The following is a 17,557-nucleotide window of genomic DNA, read 5'->3' as shown; positions in this document are numbered from 1 at the left end:
TTAACCGCCGTTTTTCAACGCTTCGAGCTCTTCCCAGCGTTCGAACGCTTCTTCCAGCGCTTTCTCTGCCGCAGCCATCTCTGACAGCACCTGTTGGGTGTGGTCATGAGACTGGCTGAAGAAAGAGGCATCCGCTACCTGTGCCTGTAAGCTTTCCAGGTTAGCTTCAAGTTCTTCAAGACGTTGAGGAAGCTGCTCTAATTCGCGCTGCAGGTTATAGCTTAGTTTGCTACTCGCGCGTTTGACAGATCCTGCTTTCGGCGCCTCATTCAGAACCTTCGCAGTAATCGGTTGTTTTTGCGCCAGCGACTGCGCCTGCTGACCTCGTGCATCATGATAGCCGCCAACGTAGGCCCCGATTTTGCCGTTGCCTTCGAAAATCCAGCAGTCGGTAACGGTGTTATCGACGAACTGACGATCGTGGCTGACCAGCATGACGGTGCCCTGATAGCCGTCGATCAACTCTTCCAGCAGCTCGAGCGTTTCGACGTCGAGGTCGTTGGTCGGTTCATCGAGGATCAGCAGGTTGCTTGGCTTGAGGAACAGACGCGCCAGCAACAGACGGTTGCGCTCCCCGCCCGAAAGCGCACGCACCGGCGTCATGGCGCGTTTCGGGTGGAACAGGAAGTCCTGCAGGTAGCCCAGCACGTGACGCGGCTTGCCGTTGACCATCACTTCCTGCTTGCCTTCGGCCAGGTTGTCCATCACGGTTTTGTCGGGGTCCAGCTCGGCACGGTGCTGATCGAAGTAGGCCACTTCCAGCTTGGTACCGACGTGAACGCGCCCGCTGTCGGCCTGTAATTGACCCAGCATCAGCTTCAGCAGCGTAGTCTTACCGCAGCCGTTCGGGCCGATCAGGGCAATTTTGTCGCCACGCTGAACCTGAACGGAGAAGTCTTTCACCAGCACTTTGCCATCGACCTGATAATCGACGTTTTCAAGTTCGAAGACAATCTTGCCTGAGCGGCTGGCCTCTTCAACCTGCATACGGGCGCTGCCCATCACTTCACGGCGCTCGCTGCGTTCGCGACGCATGGCTTTCAACGCACGCACGCGGCCTTCGTTACGGGTACGGCGAGCCTTGATGCCCTGACGGATCCACACTTCTTCCTGCGCCAGCTTGCGGTCGAATTCTGCATTTTGCAGCTCTTCCACGCGCAGGGCTTCTTCCTTCTCCAGCAGGTACTGATCGTAGCTGCCCGGGTAAGTCACCAGCTTGCCGCGATCGAGATCGACGATGCGGGTCGCCATATTGCGAATAAAGGAGCGGTCGTGGGAGATGAAGATAATGGTGCCTTTGAAGGTTTTCAGGAACCCTTCCAGCCAGTCGATGGTTTCGATGTCCAGGTGGTTCGTCGGTTCGTCGAGCAGCAGAATGCGAGGCCCGCTGACCAGCGCACGCCCCAGCGCCGCTTTACGCAGCCAGCCGCCGGAGAGCGCACTGAGCTGCATATCCGCTTCCAGACCCAGCTGCTCCAGCACTTCATTAATGCGGTTTTCCAGCTGCCACAGGTTGTGGTGATCCAGCTGCTCCTGCACTTTCGCCAGCTCATTCAGGTTTTTGTCGCTCGGGTCGGTCATCACCAGATGGGAAATCTCATGATAGCGCTTGAGATAAACCGCCTGCTCTTCAATACCTTCGGCAATAAAGTCGTAAACGCTGCCCTGCACGTTGCGCGGCGGATCCTGTTGCAGACGCGCCACCACCAGATCCTGTTCATAGATGATGCGACCGTCGTCCAGACCCTGTTCGCGGTTGAGGATCTTCATCAGCGTCGATTTACCGGCGCCGTTGCGCCCGACCAGACAGACGCGTTCGTTGTCCTCGATATGCAGTTCAGTATTATCGAGAAGCGGCGCATCGCTGAACGACAGCCAGGCGCCATGCATACTAATTAAAGACATTTATTCTTTCCTTCAGGCTGCGGTAATCAGCCAGCAGTTATGGATCTGACGGTTACGGGCGAAGTCTGGCGAAAGCGTTTTTTGAGTAATTTCTTGTGCTTTCAGGCCAAGTTTTGCCATGCCGTCGGTGTCGAGTTTGAAGCCGCGCTTGTTGTTGGAGAACATGATCGTGCCGCCTTTGCGCAGCAGGCGTTTCAGATCGGCCATCAGCTTCAGGTGATCGCGCTGCACGTCGAAGGTATCTTCCATGCGCTTGGAGTTGGAGAACGTTGGCGGATCGATAAAGATCAGGTCGAACTGCTCATCGGCATCGCGCAGCCAGCCCAGCACGTCGGCCTGTAACAGGCGATGCGGGCGACCGGTCAGGCCATTGAGACGCAGGTTACGTTCGGCCCACTCCAGATAGGTACGCGACATATCCACGGTCGTGGTGCTGCGCGCCCCGCCCAGGCCTGCGTGAACGCTGGCGCTGCCGGTGTAGGAGAACAGGTTGAGGAAATCTTTGCCTTTGCTCATCTGGCCAAGCATCTTACGGGCGATGCGGTGGTCGAGGAACAGGCCGGTGTCGAGGTAATCCGTCAGGTTCACCCACAGGCGCGCGTTGTACTCGCTGACCTGCATGAACTCACCCTTCTCGCTCATCTTCTCATACTGATTTTTGCCTTTCTGACGCTCACGGGTTTTCAGCACCAGTTTGTTCGGCGCAATGCCGAGCACGGAAATGGTCGCGGCGATAACGTCAAACAGACGGTGGCGCGCTTTGGTGGCATCCACGGTTTTTGGCGGCGCATATTCCTGAATCACCACCCACTCGCCGTAGCGATCGACCGCCACGTTATATTCCGGCAGATCGGCGTCGTACAGGCGGTAGCATTCAATGCCTTCCTGACGGGCCCACTTCTCAAGCTTCTTAAGGTTTTTACGCAGGCGGTTGGCGTAGTCGTCCGCCAGCATGACCGGCGCAGCGCCGTCGGTTTCCGCCAGGTGATAGTTCTTCTGCACACAGTCCAGCGGGCCGTTTTTAGCTTTGAACTGACGCTCGGCGCGCAGCTGCAGGCAGCTCAGCAGATCCGGAGAGGCGCTGAACAGGGACAGGTTCCAGCCGCCAAACTGGGTTTTCATGATGCGGCCCAGCAGGTTGTGCAGGGCAATCAGCGCCGGTTCGCTGTCCAGACGCTCGCCGTACGGCGGGTTGCTGATGACGGTGCCGTACGGGCCTTTTGGCAATGGATTACTGAGCTTCGCCACGTCCTTCACTTCGAAAGTCACCAGATCGCCAATGCCTGCGCGACGGGCGTTACTCTTCGCACGCTCAATCACTCGGCTGTCGATATCTGAACCGTAGAAGCGGGATTCATACGCAGCCAGCCCTGCGCGCGCACGGGTCTGCGCATCGGCTTTCACTTCCTGCCAGATGGCTTCATCATGCTGCGCCCAGCCCTTAAAGCCCCAGTGACCACGGTGCAGGCCCGGCGCACGATCCGTTGCCATCATAGCGGCTTCAATCAGCAGCGTACCGGAGCCACACATTGGGTCGAGCAGCGGCGTGCCATGAGTCCAGCCAGAGCGCATAACGATCGCCGCCGCCAGCGTTTCTTTGATAGGTGCGATACCGGTGGCATCACGATAGCCGCGCAGGTGCAGGCCTTCGCCACTCAGATCGAGAGAGATATGGGCGACTTCTTTATTCAGGCGCACGTTGATGCGCACGTCCGGATTTTCTTTGTCGACGTTCGGACGCGGCAGGTTTTTGCGGGTGAAGGCATCGACGATGGCGTCTTTCACCTTCAGCGCGCCGTACTGGCTGTTGCGGATCTCTTCATTCACGCCGCTGAAGTGCACGGCAAAGGTCGCATCCTGATTGAACATCTCTGTCCAGCTGATGGCCTGCACGCCGAGGTAAAGGTCCAGATCGCTGTAAACCTTGCATTCGGTGAGCGGCATCATGATACGGGACGCCAGGCGGCTCCACATCAGGCTCTGGTACAGCAGTCGCGTGTCCCCTTCAAAATGGACACCACCCTGAACCACCTGACAGCCGGTCGCGCCCAGCCCTTCGAGTTCAGTTTTTAACAGCTCTTCCAGCCCACGGGCCGTACTGGCAAACAGAGAATTCATATCGTCACTTATTACTTGCAGAAAATTGTTGCGCATTATAGCGAATCTGGGCTTCATATAGGGCGACTTTTTTCACACGCAGAGGACAGCGGAATGGCGACGTTATCACGGCTCTTTATTCACCCGGTAAAATCAATGCGGGGGATTGGCATAACGCACGCCCTGGCCGACATCAGCGGCATGGCTTTTGACCGTATTTTTATGGTGACGGAGCCGGATGGCACCTTTATTACCGCCCGCCAGTATCCGCAGATGGTGCGTTTCACGCCGGTGCCAATGCACGATGGTATACACCTCACCGCCCCCGACAACACAACGGCTGTGATTCGTTTTGCAGATTTTGCCGAACAGTCAGAACCGACCCAGGTCTGGAGTGCTCATTTTACGGCGCGCATCGCGCCTGCCGCGATAAACCAGTGGCTATCTGGTTTCTTTAAACGCGAAGTCCAGCTTCGCTGGGTAGGACAGGACCCGACGCGTCGGGTTAAAAACTTTGACACGGTTCCCCTCTCCTTTGCTGACGGTTTTCCTTACTTGCTGACCAGCGAAGCGTCGCTGCGTGACTTACAACATCGTTGTTCTGCCAGCGTGCAAATGGAGCAGTTTCGCCCCAATTTGGTGGTGACCGGCACGCAGGCCTGGGAAGAAGACACCTGGAAAGTGGTGCGCATTGGTGATGTGGTTTTTGATGTTGTTAAACCCTGCAGCCGCTGCGTTTTCACGACCGTGAGTCCCGAAAAAGGGCAAAAACATCCTTCCGGTGAGCCACTTTCGACACTGCAAACATTCCGCACGGCAAAGGACAATGGCGATGTTGATTTCGGCCAGAACCTGATCGCCCGTAACAGCGGCGTGGTGCGCGTCGGCGATGAAGTGGAAATCCTCTCGACGGGTCCGGGCAAAGCGTATGGCGCAGGCGTTGTGGAAGAGAGCGTTGACGTCACCCGTGAATCCGATGCCGTCGTAGAAATCGACTGGCAGGGTGAAGTCTTCAAAGGCAATAACCAGCAGGTGCTGCTGGAACAGTTGGAACAACAGGGTATTCGCGTGCCCTATTCCTGCCGCGCGGGCATTTGCGGGAGCTGCCGGGTAACGCTTGTTGAAGGGGAAGTCAGTCCGATGAAGAAAAGCGCCGTGGGCGAAGATGGCACCATCCTTTCCTGCAGCTGCATTCCGAAAACGGCACTGCGGCTGGCGCGTTAAACGGCCTGGCCGTAGCTCACTGCAGCCGTAAATGGCTGCGGCTGGAGGCGGTCATTCATCACCTTAATAGCGTCGCCTAACTGCATGGTGCGCCCGGCAAGCGTCAGCCCCGGCTGGGCCAGCAGGCAGAGTGCGGCGTTATCGCCCGGCTCCACCACCAGCAGATTCACACGTTCACCGCTGTCACTCAGCCACACCGCCGCGGCATCACCGGTCGCGGGCTGCCAGCTGTCGTGGTGAGCGGTAAAGTGCCAGCTTTTTGGCATCTGCGGTTTCAGGAAACGAATCGCAACGAGGGCGTTAAGAATGAGTTCGGCGCGGTGCTCTTTGGTTAATTCGAGGTCACGGCATTTTTCTTCAAAAGAGAAATAGAGTGCGGCATCATCGACACAAAAGCCTGTAGGATCAAAGGCATCTGGCGTCAACATTCGGCGGGCAAAACGAGAACGGAACAACATACCATTGGCTAAATCGAGCATCATGCGGTCATGCTCTTCATCAAAATACCAACGCCAGTTATCGTCAGGTTTAATTCGCATTTCTCTCCCCCGTCCTCTTAAGCATCCGTTGCCCGAAACAACATCATCCCGTTTCGTTTATTTGCCTGAATTAAGAAAAGACCATAAAGTTTAAATTAGCAACAGTTGAGGAATATAAAACAACCAGGGCAGGAAATAAAGCCCCGGTTGAAATTTGCGCAGGAAAGATTAGATGTGGGTAACGATTTCTTTAATCAGCGGTGGGCCTTTAAAAATAAACCCGGAATAGATCTGCACCAGCGTAGCACCGGCAGCCATCTTCTCGCGGGCCGCCATCACAGAATCGATACCGCCGACGCCAATAATCGGCAGGCTGCCATTTAATTCAGCAGACAGCAGTCGAATAATTTCCGTACTTTTTAACTGTAATGGACGACCGCTTAAACCGCCGGTTTCATCACAATATTTCATTCCCTGGACCAGCGATCGATCGAGGGTAGTATTGGTGGCAATAACACCATCAATATTATGGCGAACCAAACTGTCGGCCACCTGGATCAATTCTTCATGTGAAAGATCCGGGGCGATCTTCACCGCCACTGGCACATATTTATGGTGCACAGCCTGGAGTTCTTTTTGCTTATTTTTAATCGCTGATAAGAGATCGTCGAGTGCTTCACCGTATTGCAGCGTGCGCAGGCCTGGAGTATTTGGTGACGAAATATTGACCGCAATGTAACCCGCATAAGCATAGACTTTTTCCATACAAATCAGATAGTCATCTTTGCCCTGCTCCACCGGCGTATCTTTATTTTTGCCGATATTAATACCGAGTACGCCGTCAAAATGCGCTTTTTTTACGTTCTCAACCAGGTTATCAACGCCGTGGTTGTTAAAGCCCATACGGTTGATCAAGCCTTCGGCATCGACCAGACGGAAGATCCTCGGCTTATCGTTACCAGGCTGCGGACGTGGCGTCACCGTACCGACTTCGATGGATCCGAAGCCCATCGCGCCGAGGGCGTCAATGCACTCCCCGTTCTTATCGAGTCCTGCGGCTAAACCCAGTGGGTTTTTAAACGTCAGCCCCATGCAGGTTACCGGCTTGGCAGGTACTTTCTGACGCACCAGCGCTTCTAATGGCGTGCCGCTGACGCGACGTAAGTTTTGAAAAGTAAATTCATGAGCGCGCTCTGCATCGAGCTGGAAAAGGGCTTTACGAACGAAGGGGTAGTACATGAACTCTCCTGGATTCCCGGTAGCAAACCGGGGGCGTATTATGTTCTATCCGGCTGCGAAAGGGAATTGACCTGTGGCAAAAAATGCCACGTTATGCGCAAACGTTTTCTTATTTGCAGTTTTCGGCAATCCAGTGCCGGATAAATCATTTAGTGAACGCCCGCGCCTCTGACAAACTCGACTTATTGTTATCAATGTTAGATAAAAGCAAACATTTGGTTATAAGGAGAGAGTATGCGCGTCATCACGTTAGCGGGCAGTCCGCGTTTTCCCTCACGCTCCAGCGCCCTGCTGGAATATGCCAGAGAAACCCTCTCCAGGGTGGATGTCGAAGTCTGCCACTGGCACCTGCAAAATTTCGAGCCTGAAGATCTGCTGTATGCCCGCTTCGACAGCCCTGCCCTGCAAACGCTGATTGAGCAACTGGCACAGGCTGACGGACTGATCGTCGCCACGCCCATTTATAAAGCCTCCTTTTCTGGCGCATTAAAAACCCTGCTGGACCTGTTACCGGAGCGTGCGCTGGAAGGCAAAGTGGTGTTGCCGCTGGCGACCGGCGGCACCGTTGCCCACATGCTGGCGGTGGATTACGCCCTGAAACCCGTACTCAGCGCACTGAAGGCCCAGGAAATTCTGCACGGTGTGTTCGCCGATGACAGCCAGGTGCAGGACTATCAGCACAAACCGCAGTTCAGCCCCAACCTCGAAAAACGCCTCGACAGCGCCCTGGAAACCTTCTGGCAGGCGCTGCACCGCCGCGACATTCGCGTCCCGGCCTTCCATCTGAAGCAAGGAGTCGCCCATGTTTAACCTGTTCCGCCCGCGTATTCGCACCCTGGCGCTCACTGGCTTGCTGTCGCTTTCAGCCTGGAGCCAGGCCGCCGAACCCGCCCCTGACGCGTTGCGAATCGGCTATCAAAAGGGCAGCGTCAGCATGGTGCTGGCGAAAAGCCACGAACTGCTGGAAAAACGCTACCCGAACACCAAAATTTCCTGGGTTGAATTCCCGGCAGGCCCGCAAATGCTCGAGGCGCTGAACGTCGGCAGCATTGATTTGGGCAGCACTGGCGATATTCCACCGATTTTTGCCCAGGCAGCAGGCGCGGACCTGGTCTACGTAGGGGCTGAGCCGCCGAAGCCCAAAGCCGAGGTCATTCTGGTTCCGGAAAACAGTCCGATTAAAACCGTCGCCGATCTGAAAGGTCACAAAGTCGCCTTCCAGAAAGGTTCCAGTTCGCACAACTTAGTGCTGCGAGCGTTACAGCTGGCGGGCCTTAAATTCACCGATATCCAGCCCACTTACCTGACGCCCGCGGACGCCCGGGCAGCCTTCCAGCAGGGCAACGTGGATGCCTGGGCCATCTGGGATCCGTACTATTCCGCAGCGCTGTTACAAGGTGACGTGCGTGTCTTAACCGACGGTAGTGAACTGAAGCAAACCGGATCCTTCTACCTGGCTTCCCGGCCATACGCAGAAAAGAATGGCACCTTTATTGAGGGCGTGCTGGACACCTTCAGCCAGGCCGATGCGCTGACCATCAGCCAGCGTCCACAAAGCACCGAGCTGCTGGCGAAAACCATGGGTCTGCCGGAGGCGGTGATTGCCAGCTATCTGAGTCATCGTCCGCCGACGGTAATCGGCCCGGTCAGCGAGGAAACCGCACGTCGTCAGCAGCAGACCGCGGACCTGTTCTATGACAACCGCCTGGTGCCGAAAAAAGTCGATATCAAAAGCCGCATCTGGCAGCCAGCCGCCCAACAAGGAGCAAAATCATGAGTCTGAATATGTTCTGGTTTTTACCCACCCACGGTGACGGCCACTATCTGGGCAGCGATGACGCCGCCCGCCCCGTCGATCATGGCTACCTGCAACAGATTGCCCAGGCCGCCGATCGGATCGGCTTTACCGGCGTGCTGATCCCGACCGGCCGCTCCTGCGAGGATGCCTGGCTGGTCGCCGCCTCGATGATCCCGGTGACCCAGCGGCTTAAATTTTTAGTGGCGCTGCGCCCAAGCGTGATTTCCCCGACGGTGGCCGCACGCCAGGCAGCGACGCTCGACAGGCTCTCCAATGGCCGCGCGCTGTTCAATCTTGTTACCGGCAGCGACCCGCAGGAGCTGGCCGCCGATGGCGTTTTCCTCGATCACACAGAACGTTATGAAGCGTCAGCGGAATTTACTCACATCTGGCGGCGCTTGCTGGAGGGTGAAACGGTCGATTTTGACGGTAAATTCCAGAAAGTACGTGGCGCAAAACTGCTGTTCCCGCCTGTTCAGCAGCCTCGCCCGCCGCTGTACTTTGGTGGTTCTTCGGAGGTGGCGCAGGAGCTGGCTGCTGAACAGGTCGATTTATATCTGACCTGGGGCGAGCCGCCGGAGCAGGTTAAAGAGAAGATTGCCCAGGTACGCGAAAAAGCCGCTCGACACGGGCGAAAAGTGAGATTCGGCATTCGCCTGCACGTGATTGTTCGTGAAACCAATGCCGAAGCCTGGGCCGCTGCCGATCGCCTGATTTCAAGACTGGACGACGACACCATAGCCAAAGCGCAGGCAGCATTCGCCCGGACTGATTCCGTAGGCCAGCAGCGGATGGCCGCCCTGCACGGCGGCAGACGCAGCAACCTGGAAATCAGCCCAAACCTGTGGGCAGGCGTCGGCCTGGTTCGCGGCGGGGCGGGCACGGCACTGGTTGGCGATGGTCCGACCGTGGCGGCTCGCATTAATGAATACGCCGCGTTGGGCATCGACAGCTTCGTGCTCTCAGGCTACCCACACCTTGAAGAGGCCTACAAAGTCGGCGAACTGCTGTTCCCGCACCTGGATGTCGCCATCCCTGAAGTTCCTCAACCGCAGTCATTGCAGGTGCAGGGTGAAGCGGTCGCTAACGAATTTCTGCCGCGCAAGGTTGCACAGAGCTAAGGAGCATTTATGGCAGCATCTGCAAGCAAATGGCTACTGCGCCTTGCCCCCTGGCTGCTGCCGGTGGGCATCGTGATCGTCTGGCAAATCGCCTCCGTCACCGGCGGGCTCTCAAACCGCATTCTGCCCTCGCCAGAGGGCGTCGTTGAAGCCTTCTGGTCCCTTTCGGCCAGCGGCGAGCTGTGGCAACACCTCGCGATCAGCACCTGGCGGGCGCTGATCGGCTTCTCCATCGGCGGATCGATTGGGCTGGTATTGGGGCTTATCAGCGGCCTGTCGCGCTGGGGAGAGCGCCTGCTGGATACGTCAATCCAGATGCTGCGCAACGTGCCACACCTCGCGCTCATCCCATTGGTTATCCTGTGGTTTGGCATTGATGAGAGCGCCAAAATTTTCCTCGTCGCGCTCGGCACGCTGTTCCCCATTTATATCAACACCTGGCACGGCATCCGCAATATCGATCGGGGTCTGGTGGAGATGGCACGCAGCTATGGGCTGTCCGGTTTTGCCCTTTTCTGGCACGTAATCTTACCTGGCGCATTGCCGTCGATGATGGTCGGCGTACGTTTCGCCCTCGGCCTGATGTGGCTGACGCTGATCGTCGCGGAGACCATTTCTGCCAACTCCGGCATCGGCTATCTGGCGATGAACGCCCGCGAATTTCTGCAAACGGATGTGGTGGTGGTCGCCATTATTCTTTACGCCCTGCTGGGCAAACTGGCTGACGTCAGCGCGCAGCTTCTGGAACGCGTCTGGCTACGCTGGAACCCGGCTTATCAACTGAAGGAGGCTGCGGTATGAATACGGCGCGTCTGAACCCCGGCATTCCGCTGCTGCTGAACGGCATCGGCAAACGCTACGGCACGAACACTGTACTCAATGAGCTCAATCTGCACATACCTGCGGGCCAGTTTGTGGCGGTAGTGGGCCGCAGCGGTGGCGGTAAAAGCACGCTGCTTCGCCTGTTGGCCGGGCTGGAAAAACCTAATGAGGGCGAACTTCTGGCGGGCAACGGGCCGCTGAGCGCCAGCCAGCAGGAAACGAGAATGATGTTTCAGGATGCGCGGCTGCTGCCGTGGAAGACGGTCATCGATAACGTCGGCCTGGGTCTGAAAGGCAGCTGGCGGCAAAGCGCCCTCGATGCGCTGGAGGCCGTTGGGCTGGACGATCGCGCCGGGGAGTGGCCTGCGGCGTTGTCCGGTGGACAAAAACAGCGCGTGGCGCTGGCGCGGGCCCTGATTCATCGCCCGGGCTTACTGCTGCTGGATGAACCTTTGGGTGCACTCGATGCCCTCACGCGGCTGGAGATGCAGGATCTGATTGAAACGCTGTGGCTGAGTCAGGGTTTCACCGTGCTGCTGGTGACGCACGACGTCAGCGAAGCGGTGGCGATGGCCGACCGGGTGCTGCTGATTGAGGAAGGCAAAATTGGCCTCGATCTGACGATTGATCTCCCTCGCCCGCGCCGAAAAGGATCGGCGCGCCTGGCAGAACTGGAAGCTGAAGTGTTAAATCGGGTGATGAAACGTGGCGCTCCGCAGGCGCCTGTTCGTCAGAAAGCTTGAGGCATCAATACATACACGTGCATCTGCTCGCAGAAAATCGCGCGTGAGGGTTCGCAATCACCCGTGCAAAACCTCACGTCGCGCTGCGACAGCTTTCACGACGCTGATTTGGAGAAAAACAGCGTGACCACACCCACGGTGAAGCCAAATTTTTTCATTTCCGTTTTATTAAACAGGTGCTGACCGTCCTGCAGGTACATCCAGTCATCAAAGTCCAGCAGCCAGGTTTTGCCGTTGGCCTTCACGTTCATGCTGTACTGCCAGTGCAGGGCGTTCCCCGCCGACTGCCCTTTCGCAACGCCCTGAATATCGCCCGCCCTGCCTTCGTAGCGTCCCGGGCTGGTGCGCCGAATGTGCCAGACGCGCTGCTGTTTTTCTCCATCGTCATAGCGGAACTGCTCCGCAAGCGTCAGGGTGTCACCCACTACCGTGCCGTTGATCACCACGTGGAAACGGCGGAGCTGTTTCCCCTGCCGATCCTGCACCATGCCCCAGGCTTCCGTTTGCCCGTTGAAATAGTGAAATATATCTAACGCGGGCTGCTGCTGTCGGTAGTCAGTGATTTCGGTGCTGCATCCACTCAGTAGCATCATCAGTGCCAGGCACGCCGTTACTATTCGTCTCATTGTCTGCCTCCGAGTAGCTGCTGACGCAGCTCAGGATACTGGGTGTGAGGATCGAGCCATATCGCCAAAAAGCTTTGGCTGAAGCGTAGCGATTGCGGCGGCCCTATCGGAATGAACCCCTTTTGTGCTGCGGATGCGCGATACCAGAACTGGCCTTGCTGACTTATGATGGAAAACGTGAGCTGGGTGCCCGGATGCACGTCCGGCCAGAAGCCATCAAGCTGCTTGAGCCATGCCTCGCTTTCTGCTTCATTCGTCATTATCCCCAGCGCCTGCCACTGTTTACGGGTGGCCTCGATAAGATCCTCCCGATCGACATCTCGCAGATAGGTAATGACCAGAGCCCGATCGCTACCCGGCCCGCCCGGACGACCATCGGGCGTGAAAAGCTGTGAATGGTATACGGTAAACGGCCCCCAGGTGAGCGTCGCCTCACCCACTTTTTGCCAGTTCAGCCAGCTTGTGGTGGCCAACACGGGCAGCGCGATGGTCAGCCCAATCAGGAGCAACGCCTTGCCTATCATCGCCATTGCCTCACCATCCAATGAAACAGAAGCGCCAGCACCAGCCATCCGCACGCCATGGCGCTGCACACCGTAAGCCAGGGCTTCAGGAAGACCATTGCCCCTACATGTTGGCCAATCACATAGGCCGCCGGGCCACCGACCGTGGCCAGCAGCGTCATCAGCCAGAGCGGCAGCGTCGTGGTACACATCAAATGCGTCCAGACGGAGGCGAACATCAGCCAGAGCGACATCATCCACAGCGGCAGAAACTGGCTGCCTTCAAATAAGACCAGCCCTGTTTTCAGCCACAGGCTGTCCAGCAGGCAGCCCGCCAGGGTGAGCGCCACCGCCAGGATGCTTTGGCGAGCAGGCAAAATACCGCAGGCCACTATCGCCAGCGCCAACCAAATATATTCCCCACGTTCACGAAGCAACACCACCAGCGTCCAGTAGATATCGAAACCCACGGCCAGCAACGCAACCCGCAGACGGGGGCTCATACACGTTCGGCAGTGAGCTGAACGACGCTGATGGTCCGGGCATTGAATCCCGCCTCACAGTAACCAAAGTAGTAAAGCCACATCCGCCGAAACCGTTCATCAAAGCCGAGTTTTTCAATATCCTGCCAGGCCTGCACGAAACGCTGGCGCCAGTGTGATAACGTCCGGGCGTAGTCGGGCCCCATATCAAAGACGTTGCGCACGACAAAATCGGTATGGCGGGTCATGAGCTGACTCATGACCGTGATGCTCGGCAGGAATCCGCCCGGAAAGATATAACGCTGAATAAAATCAACGCTTTTCCTATAATCCTGAAAACGCTGATCCTGGATGGTAATCGCCTGAATCACCATTTTGCCGCCCGGAACGAGACGAGCCTGACAGGTGCGGAAAAACTCAGGCAGATAGCGCTGGCCTACCGCTTCGATCATTTCGACAGAAACCAGCTTGTCATACTGGCCGTTTAAATCACGATAATCGCAAAGCAGCACTTCCACTCTGTCCTGCAGCCCGGCCAGGGCGATTCGCCTGCGGGTCCAGTCGTACTGCTCCTGGGAGAGCGTCGCCGTCGTCACCCGGCAGCCATAATGACGAGCGGCATACTCCGCCATGGCTCCCCATCCGCTGCCAATTTCCAGCAGATGATCCCCGGCCTGCAGCGCCAGTTGCTCGCACAGCCGCGCCATTTTCGCCCGTTGAGCGCTGCGCAAATCCTGATTGTCGGCGCTAAACAGCGCGCTGGAATAAAGCAGATCTTCATCGAGGAAATGGGCATAGAACAAATTACCCAGATCGTAGTGGGCCGCGATATTCTCCCTGGCCTGGGACCGGTGGTTACGACGCATCCAGTGGCGTATGCGTTCGACAGGGGCCCCCAGCAACCTGAAGCCGTATTCCAGCCGCCCGAGAACCGTTCCATTAAGAGCCAGGATCTGCAGCAGCACCGTCAGATGGGGCGTTTCCCACTCGCCGTCCATCCAGGTTTCGGCAGCGGCAAGACTGCCACCGGTCAGCACGCGCCAGTAGGCGACTGAATTGACGACCCGCACCTCTGCGCTCAGCGCATCGGCAGGATTGCCAAAATGAAAATGACGGCCGCCGTCGATGACGGTGATCGACCCCTGTTCAATGCCAGCCAACAGGCGGAACAGCAATCGCCGCGCGATACGGGCTTTGCGAGGAATACCAGGTTCAAGCGCTAAGGCGGGATCGGTCATGAGCGTTCGCTCCTGTTAGCGGGGTGAGAATGAAGTGGCACACGCTTAAACCAGAGCCGCAGCGCCTGCCAGTAGATAGCGACAACCGTTTTCAGCGTTATCAGGGGGAGTCGGCGCATCAACCTCGCCAGCACCGGACGCGTGAGAGGCAAACGGGTCAGCATCAGGGTGGCGTCAAAAATTTTCATCTGCTGATGGTTTTCGATGTGCATGCGCAAAGTCTGGCCCGGGCAGTTGAAGCGCCAGTGATAAACCATATCCATGGGGTTAAACGGCGAAACGTGGAACGCTTTAGCAACCGGCAACGTCCGCTGCCCGTCAACCGCATAGTAGTGCCTCTCATTCCACGGCGTGTTGCGCACTTCCGCCAGGATCCAGCCAAGCGTGCCTGCCCGGTCATAACAGTAATAAAAATTAACCGGGTTGAAATGAAAGCCGTAATAGCGTAATTGGGTCAGAAGCATCACCCGTCCTTCAGGGCGCTGGCCCGTCAGCGCTTCCAGCCGCGCTAATACCTGCGCCTTGAGCGGCGTCCCCAGCGGATAATCGCTGTCGTGAAACGAGGCGACGGCAAACCGATTACGTCGGATCCCCACTGAAGGGAGTGCGTCCAGTTCATCCAGGTCGAGCCACGCCATAAAAAGGCGGTACTGAAACTGATGGATTCGCGGGTGCATGCGACGGTGACGCAGCATTCCCTGATAGAGGCAGCTGTTCATTGGGCACCCTCCTCTCTGGCAATCCCCTGCACCACATCCAGCGCACTGCGCACGCCGTCCTCGTGAAAGCCGTTGTACCAGTAAGCCCCGCAGAACCAGCTCCGCTGCTGGCCGTTAATCTCTTTACGCCGTGCCTGAGCGAGCGCGCTTTGCGGCGTAAACAGCGGATGCTCATACTCAAAACGTCGCCATACGAAACGCTCATCTATGGGAGAGTCCGGGTTGAGCGTGACGCAAAAGAGTGGGCTGCCCTCAGGAAGCCCCTGCAAAATATTCATGTTGTAGGTCATACAGGCCCGGGCCTCGTCGTGTTCGCTCAGGCGATAATTCCAGCTCGCCCAGGCCCGTTTGCGCTTCGGCAGCCAGCGCGCGTCGCTGTGCAAAATCACTTCATTACGCTGCCAGCTAATCCCGCCGAGGATCTCCTCCTCACTCTTTGAAGGCTGCTCCAGCAAGGAAAGGGCCTGCGAGGAATGGCAGGCAAATATCACCTGATCGAAGGCGTAAGTCGCGCCACCCGCCTCAAGTTCAACACCCCGCTCGTGCCGAATGACTTTCTGCACTGGTGAGTCCAGCTTCAGGTCAATGCGTCCACCCAGGGCATTAAGCATGGCCCGGACGTACTCCCGCGACCCGCCGGGCACCACGTACCATTGCGGGCGTTGCGTCACGTCCAGCAGACCGTGATGCTCAAAAAAATGTAAAAACAGCGGGAGTGGGAAGCGACGCATTTCCTGAAGCGAAGAGGACCAGATGGCGGCGCCCATCGGCAAAATATAATGCTTTGCGAAAAAAGCGCTGAAGCCGTGCTTTTCCAGGAAGCTCTCCAGCGTGTCGCTCTCACGTAAAGGCGCAGTTAATGCCTGCTTGGCCAGGCGATTAAAGCGCAGTATCTCTTTGAGCAATCCCCAGAAAGAGGGATTGAAAAGATTACGGCGCTGGGCAAACAGCGAAGCGAGCGTGTGACCGTTATATTCCAGGCCGCTTACCGGGTTGTGTACGGAGAAACTCATCTCCGTTTTTTGCCCGCTGATACCCAGCTCGCTCAACAGCCCGATAAAACGCGGATAGGTGCGATCGTTGTAGACGATAAAACCCGTGTCGATGGCATAGGTTCCCTGAGGCGTGTCGACGTCCACCGTTGCCGTGTGGCCGCCAGCCGTCACGCCTGCGTCAAAAAGAGTGACCTGATGATGCCCGGCCAGCCGCCAGGCGCAGGTTAAGCCAGCAATCCCGCTCCCGACTATCGCGATCTTCATGGTCGCACCATCCTGCGCAGCAGGGCGCGCTGAGCAAAAGCGGGTAATGCGCCGAGCGCTCGCAACACCAGGCCAAAACCTTGCGGAAACGCGATCTCTGCTTTGCCTTTTGCAACACCGCGCCGAATGGCCCTCACCGCCTCTTCAACGCTGACCAGGCCCGGCATCGCAAAATCATTTTTCTGCGTCAGTGGCGTGTCGACAAAACCCGGGAACACAACCGTGACGGCGATACCTTTTCGCTCCCACTCCAGCCGCAGGCAGCGAGCGAACCAGGTGACAGCGGCTTTCGACGCACCGTAAGCCTCTGCTCGGGGAAAATGGAGCCAGTGCGCCATGGAACTCACCAGCACCACCCGACAACCGGGGGTCAGCCGGCTTTGAAGCGCAGCAAGGCAGTTGACCGGCCCCATAAAGTTGGTCGCCATGACCCGTTCCACGCTTGCTGCATCAATCACGCCCTGATCCATGTATTCACAGGTTCCCGCGCAGAGAATCACCAGATCGGCGGCACAGTCTGCCAGCGCCTGCTGACAGGCGTTTGCGTCGGTGATGTCAAACACACGCCCGCTGATACGGCCATGGTATTGTTCCAGCGCGTCCAGCCTCTGCCGATCGCGACCGCAGGCGATCACCTGCCAGCCATCATCGGCCCATGACTTTGCCAATCCTTCGCCAATACCTGAACTGGCCCCGGTGATAAGCACGGTCTTCATACGCGCACCCGCCTTTTCACACCGCGTACCGCCCAGCCCAAAATCGGCAGATGTTCGTACAGCATCTCCCCGGCATCGTAATAATCACGCTGATAAATGACGGTTTCGCCCTGAGACGTCACCATTGAGCAGCCAGGGAGGGACAAAATTTCACCGCCCTTTATACGAGGATGCGCCCACCGCATGATCCAGGACACCGAGAAGTCGTTGCCCTGCTGCAGAATTTTGTCGATGTCGAATCGGCACTGGCGCACATTGGCCAGCAGATGCTCAAAATAACGTGCGATCGCCTCACTGCCCTGGTGTTCGCCAAACGGATCAACGAGCCGGGCTGCAGGGTGATAAAGGGTCCGGACCGTGGAGACAGGCTGGTTATCCAGAGCCACGTAATACTGAACAAAGCGGTCAATGACGCCAGAAGGAGTACTCATGTTGCCCGCCCTTGTGGTGAGAGACGAAAAGCGCCCATGATTAAAACTTAGACACTGTGCGAAATCTGTCCAAGATTTGAGAACGATATATTCTGTTTTGTCGATTTTTCAGTTTATTACGAGAAGGCGAGCGTAAACGTCAAGCGTAGCTACTG

General features: G+C 57.2%; 17 protein-coding genes and 1 pseudogene. 6 read left to right on the top strand and 12 right to left on the bottom strand.

What is annotated here, in order from left to right:
* Together CRO87_RS14230 and rlmKL are read right to left on the bottom strand one after the other, a co-directional pair.
* Positions 1 to 1,905, bottom strand: coding sequence for an ABC transporter ATP-binding protein (locus CRO87_RS14230; protein WP_097163601.1), 1,905 nt, complete (start codon positions 1,903 to 1,905; stop codon positions 1 to 3).
* 12 nt (positions 1,906 to 1,917) lie between these two features.
* The gene (gene rlmKL, locus CRO87_RS14225) at positions 1,918 to 4,023 is read right to left on the bottom strand and encodes a bifunctional 23S rRNA (guanine(2069)-N(7))-methyltransferase RlmK/23S rRNA (guanine(2445)-N(2))-methyltransferase RlmL (protein ID WP_097163600.1); all 2,106 of its coding nucleotides are present in this window, start codon (positions 4,021 to 4,023) and stop codon (positions 1,918 to 1,920) included.
* Between the two features lie 93 nt (positions 4,024 to 4,116).
* Here rlmKL and CRO87_RS14220 point away from each other — a divergent pair, with 93 nt between their 5' ends.
* On the top strand, positions 4,117 to 5,226 hold the full coding sequence (locus CRO87_RS14220; protein ID WP_097163599.1) for a YcbX family protein: 1,110 nt from the start codon (positions 4,117 to 4,119) through the stop codon (positions 5,224 to 5,226).
* On the opposite strand, the gene zapC is transcribed toward CRO87_RS14220, so the two are convergent.
* Both zapC and pyrD read right to left on the bottom strand, forming a co-directional pair.
* Positions 5,223 to 5,765, bottom strand: a complete 543-nt coding sequence (gene zapC, locus CRO87_RS14215; protein WP_097163598.1) for a cell division protein ZapC — start codon at positions 5,763 to 5,765, stop codon at positions 5,223 to 5,225. The genes CRO87_RS14220 and zapC overlap by 4 nt on opposite strands.
* 168 nt (positions 5,766 to 5,933) lie before the next feature.
* On the bottom strand, positions 5,934 to 6,944 hold the full coding sequence (gene pyrD, locus CRO87_RS14210; RefSeq protein WP_097163597.1) for a quinone-dependent dihydroorotate dehydrogenase: 1,011 nt from the start codon (positions 6,942 to 6,944) through the stop codon (positions 5,934 to 5,936).
* 234 nt (positions 6,945 to 7,178) lie between these two features.
* Between pyrD and ssuE the strand changes: the two genes are divergently transcribed.
* From ssuE to ssuB, 5 genes and pseudogenes are all read left to right on the top strand, one after another.
* Positions 7,179 to 7,754, top strand: coding sequence for an NADPH-dependent FMN reductase (ssuE, locus tag CRO87_RS14205; RefSeq protein WP_097163596.1), 576 nt, complete (start codon positions 7,179 to 7,181; stop codon positions 7,752 to 7,754).
* Position 7,755: 1 nt separating this feature from the next.
* Positions 7,756 to 8,758 (top strand): annotated as a pseudogene (locus tag CRO87_RS14200) (sulfonate ABC transporter substrate-binding protein).
* Positions 8,718 to 9,863, top strand: coding sequence for an FMNH2-dependent alkanesulfonate monooxygenase (gene ssuD, locus CRO87_RS14195; protein WP_097163594.1), 1,146 nt, complete (start codon positions 8,718 to 8,720; stop codon positions 9,861 to 9,863). The pseudogene CRO87_RS14200 and the gene ssuD overlap by 41 nt, the downstream one beginning before the upstream one ends.
* Before the next feature lie 9 nt (positions 9,864 to 9,872).
* Positions 9,873 to 10,664: an aliphatic sulfonate ABC transporter permease SsuC gene (gene ssuC / locus CRO87_RS14190; protein ID WP_097163593.1), complete on the top strand. Its 792-nt coding sequence runs from the start codon at positions 9,873 to 9,875 to the stop codon at positions 10,662 to 10,664.
* Positions 10,661 to 11,428, top strand: a complete 768-nt coding sequence (gene ssuB, locus CRO87_RS14185) for an aliphatic sulfonates ABC transporter ATP-binding protein (protein WP_097163592.1) — start codon at positions 10,661 to 10,663, stop codon at positions 11,426 to 11,428. Before ssuC ends, ssuB begins: the two co-directional genes overlap by 4 nt.
* Before the next feature lie 95 nt (positions 11,429 to 11,523).
* On the opposite strand, the gene CRO87_RS14180 is transcribed toward ssuB, so the two are convergent.
* From CRO87_RS14180 to CRO87_RS14145, 8 genes are read right to left on the bottom strand one after another with little or no spacing between them, the layout of a single operon-like run.
* Complete coding sequence (locus CRO87_RS14180; RefSeq protein WP_097163591.1) at positions 11,524 to 12,054, bottom strand: DUF3833 domain-containing protein; 531 nt, start codon at positions 12,052 to 12,054, stop codon at positions 11,524 to 11,526.
* Positions 12,051 to 12,575, bottom strand: a complete 525-nt coding sequence (locus CRO87_RS14175; protein WP_097163632.1) for a hypothetical protein — start codon at positions 12,573 to 12,575, stop codon at positions 12,051 to 12,053. Before CRO87_RS14175 ends, CRO87_RS14180 begins: the two co-directional genes overlap by 4 nt.
* Complete coding sequence (locus tag CRO87_RS14170; protein WP_097163590.1) at positions 12,575 to 13,060, bottom strand: DUF2878 domain-containing protein; 486 nt, start codon at positions 13,058 to 13,060, stop codon at positions 12,575 to 12,577. The genes CRO87_RS14175 and CRO87_RS14170 overlap by 1 nt, the downstream gene beginning before the upstream one ends.
* Positions 13,057 to 14,277, bottom strand: coding sequence for a cyclopropane-fatty-acyl-phospholipid synthase family protein (locus CRO87_RS14165; RefSeq protein WP_097163589.1), 1,221 nt, complete (start codon positions 14,275 to 14,277; stop codon positions 13,057 to 13,059). The genes CRO87_RS14170 and CRO87_RS14165 overlap by 4 nt, the downstream gene beginning before the upstream one ends.
* Positions 14,274 to 14,996: a DUF1365 domain-containing protein gene (locus CRO87_RS14160; RefSeq protein ID WP_097163588.1), complete on the bottom strand. Its 723-nt coding sequence runs from the start codon at positions 14,994 to 14,996 to the stop codon at positions 14,274 to 14,276. Before CRO87_RS14160 ends, CRO87_RS14165 begins: the two co-directional genes overlap by 4 nt.
* Positions 14,993 to 16,255 carry an NAD(P)/FAD-dependent oxidoreductase gene (locus CRO87_RS14155; RefSeq protein ID WP_097163587.1) on the bottom strand — a complete coding sequence of 421 codons (1,263 nt, stop codon included), beginning with the start codon at positions 16,253 to 16,255 and terminating at the stop codon, positions 14,993 to 14,995. The genes CRO87_RS14160 and CRO87_RS14155 overlap by 4 nt, the downstream gene beginning before the upstream one ends.
* Entirely contained in the window at positions 16,252 to 16,971 is a 720-nt protein-coding gene (locus CRO87_RS14150) for an SDR family NAD(P)-dependent oxidoreductase (protein WP_097163586.1), read from the bottom strand. Before CRO87_RS14150 ends, CRO87_RS14155 begins: the two co-directional genes overlap by 4 nt.
* A complete protein-coding gene (locus tag CRO87_RS14145) occupies positions 16,968 to 17,402 on the bottom strand; it encodes a nuclear transport factor 2 family protein (RefSeq protein WP_097163585.1) in 435 nt (144 codons plus the stop codon). The genes CRO87_RS14150 and CRO87_RS14145 overlap by 4 nt, the downstream gene beginning before the upstream one ends.
* Between the last annotated feature and the right edge of the window lie 155 nt (positions 17,403 to 17,557).

It is taken from the genome of Enterobacter sp. CC120223-11, from assembly GCF_900215375.1.
GTDB lineage: Bacteria > Pseudomonadota > Gammaproteobacteria > Enterobacterales > Enterobacteriaceae > Scandinavium.
The sequence above is the reverse complement of the archived record's forward strand: the minus strand, read 5'-3'. Positions and strand labels throughout refer to the sequence as shown.

Excerpts from the sequence above, each read along its gene's own strand:
- CRO87_RS14230 (WP_097163601.1), bottom strand. The coding sequence starts at position 1,905 with ATGTCTTTAATTAGTATGCATGGCGCCTGGCTGTCGTTCAGCGATGCG.
- rlmKL (WP_097163600.1), bottom strand. The coding sequence starts at position 4,023 with ATGAATTCTCTGTTTGCCAGTACGGCCCGTGGGCTGGAAGAGCTGTTA.
- CRO87_RS14220 (WP_097163599.1), top strand. The coding sequence starts at position 4,117 with ATGGCGACGTTATCACGGCTCTTTATTCACCCGGTAAAATCAATGCGG.
- zapC (WP_097163598.1), bottom strand. The coding sequence starts at position 5,765 with ATGCGAATTAAACCTGACGATAACTGGCGTTGGTATTTTGATGAAGAG.
- pyrD (WP_097163597.1), bottom strand. The coding sequence starts at position 6,944 with ATGTACTACCCCTTCGTTCGTAAAGCCCTTTTCCAGCTCGATGCAGAG.
- ssuE (WP_097163596.1), top strand. The coding sequence starts at position 7,179 with ATGCGCGTCATCACGTTAGCGGGCAGTCCGCGTTTTCCCTCACGCTCC.
- ssuD (WP_097163594.1), top strand. The coding sequence starts at position 8,718 with ATGAGTCTGAATATGTTCTGGTTTTTACCCACCCACGGTGACGGCCAC.
- ssuC (WP_097163593.1), top strand. The coding sequence starts at position 9,873 with ATGGCAGCATCTGCAAGCAAATGGCTACTGCGCCTTGCCCCCTGGCTG.
- ssuB (WP_097163592.1), top strand. The coding sequence starts at position 10,661 with ATGAATACGGCGCGTCTGAACCCCGGCATTCCGCTGCTGCTGAACGGC.
- CRO87_RS14180 (WP_097163591.1), bottom strand. The coding sequence starts at position 12,054 with ATGAGACGAATAGTAACGGCGTGCCTGGCACTGATGATGCTACTGAGT.
- CRO87_RS14170 (WP_097163590.1), bottom strand. The coding sequence starts at position 13,060 with ATGAGCCCCCGTCTGCGGGTTGCGTTGCTGGCCGTGGGTTTCGATATC.
- CRO87_RS14165 (WP_097163589.1), bottom strand. The coding sequence starts at position 14,277 with ATGACCGATCCCGCCTTAGCGCTTGAACCTGGTATTCCTCGCAAAGCC.
- CRO87_RS14160 (WP_097163588.1), bottom strand. The coding sequence starts at position 14,996 with ATGAACAGCTGCCTCTATCAGGGAATGCTGCGTCACCGTCGCATGCAC.
- CRO87_RS14155 (WP_097163587.1), bottom strand. The coding sequence starts at position 16,255 with ATGAAGATCGCGATAGTCGGGAGCGGGATTGCTGGCTTAACCTGCGCC.
- CRO87_RS14150 (WP_097163586.1), bottom strand. The coding sequence starts at position 16,971 with ATGAAGACCGTGCTTATCACCGGGGCCAGTTCAGGTATTGGCGAAGGA.
- CRO87_RS14145 (WP_097163585.1), bottom strand. The coding sequence starts at position 17,402 with ATGAGTACTCCTTCTGGCGTCATTGACCGCTTTGTTCAGTATTACGTG.